Consider the following 14158-nt stretch of genomic DNA (forward strand, 5'->3'; position numbering starts at 1 on the left):
GGCGATGTGATGGCAAAGAAACGTTTACGCGGCCCCAAACCGCATAATTTTCGCAATAAGCTGCTGCTCAATCAGTGGCTGGTGAGCCTATTCGGCATCGATCCACTCACCGAACACAAAGTAAATGGAAAGGTGGTTCGTCCCTTTCACAAGCTGGCTGAACCCATCCGCGATCCGCGCCTGGAAGGGTTGGACAAGGATAATCTGCATTTTTTCTACCACCATCTCGGCGATAGCCCGCTCTTCAGCTATGCCGATCCAACGGCTAATTTCCCGGACTTTCGCATCAGTCGGGACATGCTCTTGACCTATGAGCAGAACATCGTCCGCCATACCCAAGCAATCAACGAAAAACGCCACCGCCCGATTGGGTGGAAATACTACCAATGGCTGACACTGATCTTTGTTGAAATCTACTTGGACCGCTTTTTTGGCAATCGTGAAGGGATGCTTGCCGATCTCAATGCATTCGTTGAACGTTTCAACCGCCACTGGGACGATTATGCCGATGTGCCGCTTTACAACGAGAATGACCTGAACAAGCTCTGCATGCAGAACGCCACCGGCAGCGGCAAGACGCTGCTGATGCACGTCAACCTGCTGCAATACCGACACTATGCCACAAAGTATGGAAAGGATAAAGAACTCTCACGAGTTATCCTGCTGACGCCCAACGAGCGTCTCTCGGAGCAACACATCACCGAGTTTCGCGAGAGCGATATTTCTGCAGGCAGCTACCTGCAATCCCGTGGCGGCCTGTTCGGCCTGGTCCAGGGCCTTGAGCGTGTAGATGTGCTGGAAATCACAAAACTGGCCGATCAGGAAGGCCCGAACACCATCGCCACGCGAAGCCTGGGCGATCAGAACCTGCTTCTGGTTGACGAGGGTCATCGCGGCATGAGCGGCAAAGAGGAAGGCGTTTGGTTCACACGACGTTCAGACCTTTGCGCCAAGGGGTTTACCTTCGAGTATTCGGCCACCTTCGAGCAGGCCGTTCAGGCATCAGGCAAGGCCGATTTTGAGAACAGCTACGCCAAGACGGTCGTTTTTGATTACTCCTACCGATGGTTCTATGAGGACGGTTTCGGCAAGGATTACCAGATACTGAATCTGCCAGGGTCATTCGAAGAGACGCAGTCGATCTATATGACAGCCTGTCTTCTGAAGTTCTATCAGCAGCTCCGGATCTACGGGGAAAAGGCGAAGGATTTCGAGCCGTTCAATCTGGAAAAGCCGCTGTGGGTCTTTGTCGGTAGCACGGTTTCATCTGGCAAGATGAGCAAAGATGAACAGATCGTAGCCACGGACGTAGCGCTCATCATCCAGTTTATAGCCGACTTCCTCGAGAATCGGAAGGAGGCTACGCGGCGCATACACGAGCTTCTCACCGGCAAAGGCCGGGATACCGGGCTGCTGGACAAGGATGGGAACGACATATTTGCCGGGGCCTTTACCTATCTGGCCCGGGCCATGAATGGTGGTGAAACCGTTGAAACCATTTACCGAGATATTCTCGCAAGGCTGTTCAATCATGCCGCAGGCGGGCATTTGTCACTGGATCGAATCAAAGGCGAATCCGGCGAAGTGGCCTTGCGTGTGGGTACAAGCGACACGCCCTTCGGTCTGATCAACGTCGGTGATGCCAAGAGCCTGTGCGACCACGTGGCCGAAGTGGCGGCGCAAAACGGCACACGACTTACCGTAGAAGATAGTAACTTCACGGAGGCAATGTTCGCTTCCGTGAAGAATTCCACGTCACCGGTCAATCTGCTTATCGGCTCGAAGAAATTCGTTGAAGGCTGGGACTGCTGGCGCGTCAGCACAATGGGCCTAATGCATGTCGGGCGCTCGGAAGGTTCGCAGATTATTCAGCTCTTTGGACGTGGTGTTCGCTTGAAGGGTTACGAGTGGAGCCTTAAACGTAGCGGCCATTCCCATGCTCCGCACCGGCCACCCTTCATCGAGGAATTGGAAACCCTCAACGTGTTCGGCATCGAAGCCGACTTCATGGAGAAGTTCCGCGAGTTCCTTAAAGAAGAAGGCCTACCCGGCAACGAGCGCCGTAAGATCATTACCATCCCGCTGAATGTCACCTATGACTTCGGCAAGAAGCTTAAAATCCTCCGCCCTAAGCGGAAGGCCTCTGACGGCAAGGAATACGACTTCAAAAAAGATGCAGCGGTGCTCTCTGTCGGGGATATCCCGGACTACATGACGCACAACACGGTAGTTGCGGACTGGTATCCGCGCATTCAGACTATGCAGTCACGCGGTACATCTCAGACAACCCAAAAGGATAGAGTGTCGTTGCGTGAACAACATTTGGCTCTACTGGACTATGACACACTCTTTTTCGAACTGGAGCGCTTCAAACGCGAACGGAGCTGGTACAACTTCAACATCACCAAGGAGGGTATTCAACATTTACTGGTCACCCCGAACTGGTACACCCTCTACCTGCCCGAAACCCGCTTGAACCCGACAACCTTTGATGGCGTGCTCTTGCTGCAGCAGGTGGCGTTAGAGCTTTTAAAACGCTACTGCGATCACTACTACAACTATTGCAAACGTGAATACATTGAGCCACGTCTGGAGCTACGCGACCTAACGCCGGATGATGACAACATCCCGCAGGAGGAATTCTACCAGCTCATCGTGGATGGTGATGAAGAACAGGTCATTCAGGGGATTCAGCAGATCAAAAAGGATCTGGAGCAGAAGAAGGATGATCTGCTGAAGGTTGGTGATCTGAACGCCTGCAATTTCGGCAAGCACCTGTTTCAGCCGCTTTTTCACGTCCGGCGCGGTGGAAAAATCACCATCCTGCCTGTCGTCCTCAACGAGAGCGAATATCAATTTATCACCGATCTCAAAACATGGTGTGACGACAACAAAGCTGCTTTGGGAAAGGAGGGAGGGGAGATCTTTTTGCTCAGGAACATGAGCCGGGGCAAGGGTGTGGGATTCTTTGAAGCGGGAGGCTTCCATCCAGACTTCATTCTGTGGATGCTTATTGGCGAAAAACAGTACATCACTTTCATCGAACCGCACGGTCTTTTGCACGAAGGCCCCGCCAGCGAAAAGATTCTGTTTCACAAGCGGATCAAGGATGTTGAGCAACGGTTGAAGGACCCGACCGTGATCCTCAACAGTTTCATCCTCTCTTGGACGCAATATCCGCAACTGAAATGGGACAGCACGCAGGACGAGCTCGAGGATATGCACGTGTTGTTCATGACCAATGATCGGGAAAGATATATCGACAAGTTATTTGCTCGGCTGAGGGGGATGGTAAAATGAGTAAAAAACATGAGGCCTCACGTTTATCGCATCGAGAACCTTGATGTCCAAGTTCCCGATGATAGCAAAAGCATTGAACTCCAGAAAAAATATCGAACCTTGGCTGGCGGCTGTTTTTCAGTGTGAGCACCTTACTCTCTTACTTGGTAGCGGTTTCACAAAAGCGGTTGCATATCAGTTCGGAACAAACGCAGATGACATAGCTTGTAACTATGGAGGTTTCCCACTGAATGAAAAGCTGGAGGATGCCCGCTCAGTAGGCCACTGCGACCATGGGGTGTGTCGAGGCAAATATTAAGGATCAGATCCGGACCGCCAACTCGTTGGCTTAAGTTTGGTAAATCCTCTATCCAAGTCCAGCTTGTTATACCGTTTTTCTTGCCCCATGTAGCGTACAAGAGTCGTAAGTCGGCAAAGTTGGTGTCCCTTATGTGGTAAATATCACTCCTGCCGACCTAGCGGACATCATCTTTTATGGGATAGAAGACTTATTTTCAACTCACGCTACCTGCTTTTGAGAGGAAGCGAGAATGCATCGGAGTAGGGTACGAAGAGGATTGATCAACTCTTATATCTAACAGAAAAATGGCGGATGACTGGAACCATGACCGAATTGATTAAATTTCATCCGTTCATTATTGCAAGACGAACACCTTTTTACGGAGTAATTCCGCCTTCTTTCTTCACCGATGAGGCAGAAATGTAGATGTGCTGACTAAAAAGGCGACACACCTCACGACAAGTTTCTGAATAAGAATGGTTCTGTTACCTCCAGAACCACCAGGAATACTCCCTCCTGTACTGGCACCACGAGCCATTACATCCCAGGTTGGGATGGAAACGTTCGGTGGTAATGCCTTCGTAGGCGATCTTGTACAGGTCGGCGACGTGCTGCTGGCGCTGTTCGTTGGCTGGTACGACTGGAGACAGATAATCCAAGTGGATAGCAGAGAAAGGCGAAGACTCCGGGGAGAGAGGTAGATCTATTCCATCGTATAGCCCCTTTAATGCTGCTGGAGTCATTTCCTTCTCCATTAAAGTCGGATGCACTAAGTTCCTGGAAATACCCTTCGATAGCGCGTGCTTCATGAGCAGACCGTGATTGGCAAACGATGTAGTCGTCCTCCTTCCTGTCCACATTATGGTCCTGAAACAGGCGTTTTTCTGCATTGTTGGTTACTCCGATATAAACCCTGTTTCAGGTGATACCTTTATCTTCGAAGAAGGCGGTAATGCTTCGAATGATCTGTTGTCTTTCCATGATGCTCTTCAGCCGAAGCTTCTATTCGCACCATCGCATCAGTTGCGTTAGATGATAGCACGTCGCTACAGGGAAGCTGTCGGTGACCTCAGGAACTCGATCCTTCACCGCCTTCCGCAATGAGTTTCCCGAGAACGATTCGTTTCCCCGGGTCTGAGAACAGAACATCCCCGGCCGAGTACTTCCTTTCATGGCCGCAGAGCGTTTCATCCAGTCACCTCATCTGACAGGAACGAGTACAGATAGATATAAAACAACATAATATATTGATATTATATCAATTATAAATAATTTTCACGATTTTCGTTTTACAAAGCGGTCAATTGGGCCGTCTATTGTGTGATCCGTATGACAGAAATGCCTTGTGAAATAAGGGTAAAAACAACCTGAAAATGTACACACTTTGTACACAGATTGGGGCCGTTTGATGAAATTTGCACGAACTTCCCCTGAAACAAGTAACCCTTTTCAAGTTATTTACTTAAAGGGGATTATTGATGGTGCGCCTGGCAGGACTCGAACCTGTACGCCTTTCGGCACCAGATCCTAAGTCTGGCGCGTCTACCAATTTCGCCACAGGCGCGACGAACGGACGGACGCACTCTGCCATACCGGGCTCTGGCGTTCAAGATTAAACAGGAGTTTTTGCCTTTGACGCGCTTGCTGTAAGCGCCTGTGGTGAGAACCCATGGGGAAGTCGGCTGCCCTGTTGGGCGTCTTCTTTCTGGCGGCTGGAGAAAGGCAGGCTTTGTCTTAGGCTGGTGTTGCCCGTTGGTCATGGTTCCGGAGCGCATATTTCCCTTATGAGAAGTGCGAGGCTAATGCCAAAAAACGGCGCGTGAAATTAAGATGAAGGTTGTTGGGCCGGCTAAAAACAGTCCTGAACGGGAGGATGGAATATCCCGCATGTTTTCGCGGGCAGGCTCACCCCATGATTTGCTCCGGAAAGGGGAATAGTTTCACGAACAGGAAGTCCAGCATCCCCAGGCACAGGGCGATGCAGACGGCTTTTTTAGGGGGCAGGAGAGGCGTTGTTTTCAGCCACGCGACGATGCCGGCGTGAACCGCCAGGGAGATGCCCACAGACCACCAGAAGAACGGAATGCCCGTCATGGCGAAGAGGGCCGCCAGCGGGTAGGTGAACGCCAGAAAGAGTTTCATGACAGCTTCCCATTCATGCCCGCGCACCATCATCAGCTGCTTGGACAGAAGGGAGACATACAGGCAGGAAGGGACCACGACGCACAGGATGAGGGAAACAAGCCCTTTTTTTGCATACCGTTCTTCCTGTGTGGGAATGTACATGCCGCATATACTGGGTCAGGAGGGGGAAATTGTCAAACATTGTCCTAGCCCGGCGGGACGGGGGCATTATACTGACGGCATCGCGTATGTCGTCTTTTGAGTTGAATTCTTCCTTCAAGCCTTCCGGGGATCAGGAGCAGGCCATCGGCAAGCTGCTCAAGTCTCTGGAGGCGGGAAACAAGCACCAGGGGCTCCTGGGAGTGACCGGAAGCGGCAAAACATTCACCATGGCGAATTTGATTGCCCGGATGAACAGACCCACGCTGGTGATTTCCCATAACAAGACGCTTGCCGCGCAGCTTCATTCGGAGCTGAAGAGCTTCTTTCCGAATAACGCGGTGGATTACTACGTTTCCTATTTCGATTATTACCAGCCAGAGGCGTATATCGCCAGCTCCGACACCTATATTGAGAAGGATTCCGCCATTAATGACGAGTTGGACCGCCTGAGCCTGAATGCCATGAATTCCCTGATGACGCGGCGGGACGTGATTGTGGTGGCGTCCGTTTCCTGCATTTACGGCCTGTCCACTCCGGAGGATTACAGGAACCTGACGCTGCGCATGCGCGAGGGGGACGTCATGGACCGGGACGTATTTCTGAAGCAGCTGGTGGAACGCCTGTTTGAGCGGCAGGATTTTGATTTTACCCGCGGCACGTTCCGCGTGCGCGGGGAGGTGGTGGAGGTGTTTCCCGCCTATTCGGAAGGTGAGGCAATCCGCGTGGAGTTTTTCGGCGACGAGGTGGAGCGGGTTTCTTTGATTGACTCCGCCACCGGGCGCGTGAGGGAGCGGCTGGGGAGTTACACGTTTTTCCCGGCCAAACAGTATGTGGCCGCTCCGGAGAAACGGGCGGCGGCGTTGAAGGCTATCCGGGAGGAGCTGGAGGACCGCATAGGCTGGTTTGAGAAGCATGGGCGCCTTCTGGAAGCGCAGCGGCTGAAATTGCGCACGGATTATGATTTGGAGCTGATAGAAGAGCTGGGTTTTTGCAAGGGGATTGAGAATTATTCCCGCCATTTGTCCGGCCGCCTGCCCGGAAGCGCGCCGTCCACCCTGCTGGATTTCTTTCCCAAGGATTCATTGACCCTGATTGATGAAAGCCATGTGGCGGTGCCGCAGCTGGGCGGCATGTACGAGGGGGACCGGAGCCGCAAAAATATTCTGGTGGAGCATGGTTTCCGTCTGCCCAGCGCCCTGGATAACAGGCCTTTGAAATTCCATGAGTTTATGGAAAGGCAGAACCAGATAGTGTATGCTTCCGCTACGCCGGGGCCGTTTGAACTGGTGAATTGCCGTGCGGATAATAAGACGTATATTCCCGTGCGCCGTGCCGCCAGATCCGGAGAGAAGGCTCCGGAAGGGTTCAAAGGAATCCTGTTTACCTCCCCCAAAGACATTCGCGTCACTCCCAGCCCATCCACGGAACCGGTGGAAAAATTTGACCCTACCAGGCGTTCCACTCCTCTAATTGTAGAGCAGATTATCCGGCCTACCGGACTGCTGGAGCCGAAGATTACCATCCGCCCGTTGAAAGGGCAGATTGACGAGACGATTGCCATGTGCAATGAACGCGTCGCCAAAAATGAACGCGTGCTGGTTACGACGCTGACCAAGAAGACGGCGGAAGATTTGACGGAGTACCTGAGAGGGGTAGGGTTGAAGGTGTCCTATATTCACGCGGATGTGGATGCGATTGAGCGCGTGGAAATTTTGCGTGCTTTGAGAGCCAGGAAGATAGATGTTCTGGTAGGCATTAACCTGCTCAGGGAAGGGCTGGATTTGCCGGAAGTTTCCCTGGTGTGCATTCTGGATGCGGACAAGGAGGGGTTTTTGCGCAATGAGACGTCCCTGGTGCAGACGGCGGGCCGCGCCGCGCGGCATTTGAATGGGGAGTGCGTCTTGTTTGCGGATGTGATGACGGATTCCATCAAACGGCTGGTTGAGCTGACGGATTACCGCCGGGGCATTCAGGAGAGATACAACCGGGAACACGGCATTGTTCCCCAGACGGTGAGCCGTTCCGAACAGGGGCAGTTGAAGTTGTATGCAGAGGATGATGAAGAGTCCTTCCGCGTGGCGGAGGATGAAGCCGGGTATGGGCTGGAAGAACGCATCGCCAGGCTGGAGGCGGAAATGAAGGAGGCTGCTTCCCATTTGGAATTTGAACGCGCCGCCTTGATTCGGGATGAAATCAGAAGAATGCGCGGAGACGGCAAAAAAGCATGAAGGAGGAGTGTTTGTCTGAATTCAATTTCCGGTAATACGACTGTTCCATGCTTCTTTCCTGCTCTTCGCATCCCTGTTTTTTGGGGACGATGTGATGTTCGAGTGATCGCTTAATTGCTGAAAGAGATGTGAGGGTGTGACGCTAACGCAGATTAGAAATCCGTTGTCAAGGTAAAATGTTCTAAAAGGGTCATTTACGCATATTCAAGCGTGCATGAAAATGTTGCTGCTTATTCTTGGATCAGAGGTATTTTTCTCATTATAAACGCTTTTAGCATATGAAAAGGCGTTGCGGATAACAACGGATTTCTAATCCGTTAGCAAATAGACGGCATTTTGCCCCCCCTGTTTGCCATGTTCTCCGTTTCGTTTGCCCTGATCATCATCTGCTCTCTGTTTGTTTTATGGAAAATGCCCGTAAAAGAGCACGCCGTCCCTTGGCGATGGATTGTTCTTTTTGCCGCTCCTGGTGCCCTGGTTCTTTTCCCTTTATCTTATGTGTTCAGCGTAGAAGGATTCTGCTTTAACGACGCGAGGGCAATTTTAAGGAATGCGGGTGTGTTCTGTCTTATGTTTGCGGCGCTGTGTCTGTCTCTTCAAGCTTTGAACAGCATTTTGTGGTATGGCGCAGAGCATCAGTCAAACTGGAATCAACGACAGAAGTGGGGCGTTGCGGGGCTGATTGCGCTCGCACTGGCGCTCGTCTGGATGCGCACAGGGACAGCAACTTGCTGGGACTTTGAACATTGTCAATATCCGCAGATCCTCAGCGGACATTATGGCGTCACCCACACTTTGACCCACACATTGTTTTGCGAAGGAATTTTAGGAATCTGGCATCATATTCATGCAATCGTTCTAGTCCAGTTATTGCTCTTTCTGTTTGTTCTGTTGATGATGCTTTCCTGGGGGATCCGTGAAAAAATTCCCGCATGCATCGTGCTTGCGGCGATTCTGTTCAGCATTTACCAATTCAATCTGGTGACGACCGTCATTAAGGATACGCCCTATGCCATTTCCGTGATGACTTTGACTCTTGGCCTTTGCATGGAGATGCTGGAGACGGGAAAATCATCCCTGTGGATGATTGCTCTGGGTCTGGCGGGAATGGGGTGTTTTCGCTACGACGGAAGCGTTCCGTTTTTCCTTACCATTGCCGTGCTCGCGTGCTGCATGCTGCGTCAGAAAGAGGTGCGTTGTCGCCTGTGGATTCCTTTATCGGCTGCTCTGGCATGCTGGCTGTTCGCCTCTGCCGTACTTCCTGAAGCGTTGCATGCGGATCAGCAGAGAACAGGCACGAGGTATGCCAAAATGGCGCATGTCATTTGCGATGTCGTTGCGGAAGGGGGGCATGTGAGCGAGCAGGATATGGGACTTATTGAACGGGAAATCATGCCCAGGGAAATGATTCTGGAACGTTATTATCATTTTCATGATTCCCTGCACCCTGTTGTGTCGACTGCGCGCGGCGAGAAATATCTTTGGAGCGGTCTGTTCCCTTCCTTGGAAATTGGGGCCAGATATTCGTTCAATACAACCCTGACGGATAAAGGGGAAATGATCACCCGCTTGTTTTTCTCCGTCGCTGTCGATAACCCTCTGAAAGCGGCAAAGATCCTCCTTTTGAACAGCCAGATGGTATGGAACATGTCTCCCAATGCCTGCGTGGGCCGGTCTCCCCAGCTGTGTCTGTATTATGGCTGTTTCATCACTTTGCTTCTTGCCTGCATGTTCCGGCGCTGGAAATATCTGATCCCTTTCGTTCCTTTTTATGGGACCGTTCTTGTGATTGGAGCGGTTGCCACCACTTACGAGATCCGCTACCTGTTGCCTGTCATTATGACGCTCCCCATTTTGTTTCTTTATGCAATCGCCTGCATCAGAAGGCGACGGACAATATGCGACGCAGATACCGTCTGACGTAGTCTGACGGAAAAAAATCATAAAAATACTTGCGTAGTTGGAAAAAGCCTGTAATCTCCTTCCACCATGACCCGCAAAGGTGGTATCAATAAAACCCGCAAGGCAGTCGCCAAGCGTTTCAAGGTTACCGGCACGGGCAAGGTACTGCGCCGTAAACAGGGCAAGCGCCACATCCTCCAGAAGAAGTCCAGCAAGCGCAAGCGCCAGCTTGGCAAGGTGGCTCTGGTGGACGAGACGCAAGTCTGGGCAGTCAAGCAGAACCTGCCTTTCGCCTAAACCGCGGAAACGCTCGACTAATGCCGAGCTTTCCCCCCGCTGAACGGGGGGCCTTCATGCAGCCTTCTTCCGATGAGAAGATAAGAACAGGCGAGACTGCAGGGAGGTGAGGAAGAACAGTCTGTTCAAGATAGAAATAGAAATAAGCTATGCCACGTGCCACTAATGGACCGGCCTCTCGCAAGCGCCGTAAGCGCATTCTCTTGCGCGCCAAGGGTTTCCGCGGTTTCCGCAGCAAACTCTTCCGCTACGCCAAGGATGCTGTTTACAAGGCTTGGCAGTATGAATACCGTGACCGCAAGCGTCGGAAGGGACAATTCCGCCGTCTTTGGATTGCCCGTATTTCCGCTGCCGTCCGCGACCGCGGTCTGACCTATTCCCGCTTTATGGAAGGCTTGAAAGCCGCCAATATCGATTTGGACCGCAAGGTTCTTGCCGATTTGGCCGTCTCTGACGAAAAGGCTTTTGACGCCATCTTCGCTCAAGCGAAGAAAGCCATTGAAGCCAAGGATGGCGCCGCTCTCCGCGCCTGAATGTGCGGGAGCATCCATCTGTTCAGTAAACGTTAACCGACAGTCTCCGGAAAATTATTTCCGGAGGCTGTTTTCATGTCCGGGAATAACGGTGCCGGTCGCCGGCATCTTTTGGAATCCGTTCGGAACATCAGCATTCACTTTGTCATTAGGACATCTTTGAAGCTTGTTCACCGGAGCGCTCCGTGGTAGCCTGAACAGCAAAAACTACCATGGACAGCATTCTTTCCGTTCTTACCACCATCGCCATTATTTTCGGCGTGGTGATGTTGTTTAACTTCATGATTTTTATTCATGAGCTTGGTCATTTTTTCGCTGCCCGCTGGCGCGGTCTGTATGTGGACAGGTTTCAAATCTGGTTTGGCCGTCCCATCTGGAAAAAAACGGTGAACGGCGTACAGTGGGGGCTGGGCTGGATTCCGGCCGGCGGCTTTGTTTCCCTGCCTCAGATGGCTCCTATGGAGGCCATTGAAGGGCATGCGGAGCTTCCCAGGGATTTGAAGCCGGTCACTCCCCTGGACAAGATTATCGTGGCCGCCGCCGGTCCTGCCGCTTCTTTTCTGCTGGCTGTGTTGTTTGCCGTGGCCGTCTGGATAGTGGGCAAGCCGGATGTGGAGATGGGCGTGACTACGGTCGGTTTCGTTGCGCCGGACAGTCCTGCGGCGCAGGCCGGCATTCTGCCCGGGGACAGGATTGTGAAAGTGGACGGCCATCCTGTGGACAAGTGGGCGGGCAATATGGAAGGCGTGCGGGAGTTGATCATGCTGGGCGAGCATGACCGTGTGGTTTTTACGGTGCAGAGGCCCGGACATGAAGGAGAGATGGAAATTGCCTGCGGATTCCGGATTCCGGAAACGTCCTGGTGGCAGCGCTCCGGCATGCGCCAGGTGGGATTGATGCAGGCCATGCCCTGCGTGATTGGGGAAGTGCTTCCCAATTCTCCTGCCGCTCTGGCCGGATTGAATCCGGGCGATAAGGTTACGGCCGCCAACGGAGAACGCCTCTGGAACCCTGCCGCGCTGGACGCTCTGCTGAAGAAGAATGAACCGCTCCTGCTGGATGTGACGGACAGGGCCGGGGTTGCAAGGCAGGTGAATATCCAGGGGAAGCTTCCGGAGAATTGGCACAATGGTGCGGACGGCTCCCTGCTCAGGGGGGCCCAGCCTATTCTGGGCGTGAGCTGGGACCTGAGCTCCGTGGGCCGTGACGTCACCGTCCATCCTTCTCCGTGGGCGCAGATCAAGCAGAGTCTGAAATGGATGGGGGATACCCTGGCGAAGGTGGCGGCCCCCGGCAGCAGCGTAGGCGTGGAGCACCTTTCCGGGCCTGTGGGAATTGCCAATCAGTTTTACAAGATGTTCTCTCTGGATGAGGGGTGGAAGCTGGCCCTGTGGTTTTCCGTGGTGTTGAACGTGAACCTGGCGATTCTGAATATTCTGCCTCTTCCGGTGGTGGATGGCGGCCATGTGGTCATGAATGCCATTGAATTGATTTTCCGGCGCCCCCTGAATGCAAAAGTCCTGGAATTCATCCAGTTCGGCTTTGTGTTCCTGCTGATGGGGTTCTTCCTGTTCGTGACATTCAAGGACGTGGGGGATTTCTTTGGCAAGAAGCCGGACAAGCTGCCCTCCCCGGTATTCAAGGCCGTCGCGGATTAGTTGCGGACGGCGTTTTATTCCGGCTTGTTCCATGAAGCAGTCACTGGCGGCGCGTTTCCTGTTCCGGGTGGTGGTGCTGGCGTTTCTTGTGTATGCCATGCTGCTTACCTGGTGGACTCCTTTCACCGGGGACAGCTTGATGCATTCCGTGTTCGGGGCGGACCACCGCCTTGCCTTTCAGCCCGTGCTGGAGCGGTGCTGGTGGTCATACATGCACTGGAATCCCCGGCTGGGGGAATTCCTCGCTATTTTTACGGCTACGGCGGGGAAATGGCTTTTTCTGGCCGTCAATCCCTTCGTGCTTCTTTCCCTGGCGTTGATGATGTTTTTCCTGGCGCAGGGAAGAAGGGTAAATTCCGGAAACTGGCGGGATGTGCTGCTGTTTGCCGTGGGGGCGCTTCTTTTGCTTACGTCTTCATCCAGGCCGGGCATCACGATGTTCTGGCTGTCCGGAGGGACCAATTACGCATGGTCGGCCGCCATCTGGCTGGGTTTCCTGTGCCTGTACCGCTCCTTATGGGCAGGAACTTCCCGGATCCGGGACACTCCTTTTTCCTGGCTCTGGATAGGCGTCACGGCTTTTGCCGCCGGCATGACGAATGAGAACCAGGTTCCCGCGTCCCTGGGCATGCTGTTCGTGTACTGGTTTTACGCCCGCAGCCGGGGAATGGTTCTCCCCCGCTGGTTCTTCATTGGCTGGGGATTCCATGCGTTGGGAGGGGCCTTTCTTCTGCTGGCCCCGGGCAATGCCGCCCGCCTTCATTCGGAAACGGCGGGCGGCGCAGCCGTCCTTCATTCCTGGGGGGAGCGTTTCGGCGCTATTCCGGAACTGGTAAACGCCTTTTATGAATTCATGCCTATTCCTAAAATGCTGCTGGCCGGTGCCGCCGCCGCTCTGATCCTGCTGACTGTGAAAGCGGGGATGAAAATCTGGCGGGGGGAGGCCGGGCGGCGCATGTGCGCCTCCCTGCTGTTTATTCTGGTGGCTCATGCCATGGCAATCAGCTTTTTTGTACGCGTGATTCCGGCATGGCACGCCATGTTTTCCGCTACGGTGTTGATGATGACGGGCATTTTGGGGTTGTACGGAGTATGGATGGAGGCTGTGCAAAGGCGCTGGATTCCATTCTGCGTACTGCTGGCGGCGGCTGGCGCGGCCCTGTGGATATGCTCCGGATATCTGGATGCTTTCCCCCGTATCCACCGCCAGTGCGAGGAACGGAACATGTTCATCCGCCGTGAATTGGAACAAGGCAAGAAAAACATTACGGTTCCTCCTTATGATTCCGTGCCGTTGGCTCCTTATGTTTCCGTGATGTGGCGCATGAGCAGCGGGGATCCGGATGAATTTATCAATCGTTCCATGGCCCGGTATTTGGGGATTGAAAGCATCCGGGTGGCTGTTCCAGAACCTTGACGGCTTATTTTTTTGCCGTTTTACTGATCCATTTCCGGGCGGCCTTTTTTATTTAGCTGCCGGCTAATGTCCGCGGATCAACAATCCGGTGTCAATGGAAATCATGAAAACTTAATCATATACTACATTTATTTTTTATGGCATCAGTCATCTTCCATCAAGATGATAGAAATATATAACATGTTTAATGAGAATAAAATGGATTTTTATTGAGACAACCCGGGACTCACCGGATTGTTGAACCGGTTTACTCTCTT

General features: G+C 52.8%; 9 protein-coding genes and 1 tRNA gene. 7 read left to right on the forward strand and 3 right to left on the reverse strand.

The features are described 5' to 3' along the window. Positions 1-9: 9 nt before the first annotated feature. Entirely contained in the window at positions 10-3300 is a 3291-nt protein-coding gene (locus CI070_RS10610) for a DEAD/DEAH box helicase family protein (RefSeq protein WP_094135829.1), read from the forward strand. A 765-nt stretch (positions 3301-4065) separates the two neighbouring features. Here the strand turns inward: CI070_RS10610 and CI070_RS13990 are convergent. The 3 genes from CI070_RS13990 to CI070_RS10630 form a co-directional block, all read right to left on the reverse strand. After that, on the reverse strand, positions 4066-4239 hold the full coding sequence (locus CI070_RS13990; RefSeq protein WP_179222832.1) for a hypothetical protein: 174 nt from the start codon (positions 4237-4239) through the stop codon (positions 4066-4068). Between the two features lie 820 nt (positions 4240-5059). Next, a tRNA-Leu gene (locus CI070_RS10625) sits at positions 5060-5144 on the reverse strand. Positions 5145-5485: 341 nt separating this feature from the next. After that, positions 5486-5866 carry a hypothetical protein gene (locus tag CI070_RS10630; protein ID WP_094135832.1) on the reverse strand — a complete coding sequence of 127 codons (381 nt, stop codon included), beginning with the start codon at positions 5864-5866 and terminating at the stop codon, positions 5486-5488. 86 nt (positions 5867-5952) lie between these two features. Here CI070_RS10630 and CI070_RS10635 point away from each other — a divergent pair, with 86 nt between their 5' ends. The 6 genes from CI070_RS10635 to CI070_RS10660 all read left to right on the forward strand — a co-directional run bounded on the left by CI070_RS10635 (position 5953) and on the right by CI070_RS10660 (position 13901). After that, positions 5953-8094: an excinuclease ABC subunit UvrB gene (locus CI070_RS10635; protein WP_094135834.1), complete on the forward strand. Its 2142-nt coding sequence runs from the start codon at positions 5953-5955 to the stop codon at positions 8092-8094. A 354-nt stretch (positions 8095-8448) separates the two neighbouring features. After that, positions 8449-10014, forward strand: coding sequence for a hypothetical protein (locus tag CI070_RS10640; protein ID WP_143245537.1), 1566 nt, complete (start codon positions 8449-8451; stop codon positions 10012-10014). A gap of 69 nt (positions 10015-10083) precedes the next feature. Continuing rightward, positions 10084-10293 (forward strand): 50S ribosomal protein L35, encoded by a 210-nt coding sequence (rpmI, locus tag CI070_RS10645; RefSeq protein ID WP_012420592.1) that lies wholly within the window; start codon positions 10084-10086, stop codon positions 10291-10293. A gap of 149 nt (positions 10294-10442) precedes the next feature. After that, positions 10443-10826, forward strand: coding sequence for a 50S ribosomal protein L20 (rplT, locus tag CI070_RS10650; RefSeq protein ID WP_022198715.1), 384 nt, complete (start codon positions 10443-10445; stop codon positions 10824-10826). Between the two features lie 212 nt (positions 10827-11038). Then, positions 11039-12484, forward strand: a complete 1446-nt coding sequence (gene rseP / locus CI070_RS10655) for an RIP metalloprotease RseP (protein WP_094135838.1) — start codon at positions 11039-11041, stop codon at positions 12482-12484. 31 nt (positions 12485-12515) lie between these two features. After that, positions 12516-13901, forward strand: a complete 1386-nt coding sequence (locus CI070_RS10660) for a DUF6056 family protein (RefSeq protein ID WP_094135840.1) — start codon at positions 12516-12518, stop codon at positions 13899-13901. The last annotated feature ends 257 nt before the right edge of the window (positions 13902-14158 follow it).

The sequence above is a fragment of the Akkermansia muciniphila genome (assembly GCF_900184965.1).
Classification (GTDB): Bacteria; Verrucomicrobiota; Verrucomicrobiia; order Verrucomicrobiales; family Akkermansiaceae; genus Akkermansia; species Akkermansia muciniphila_A.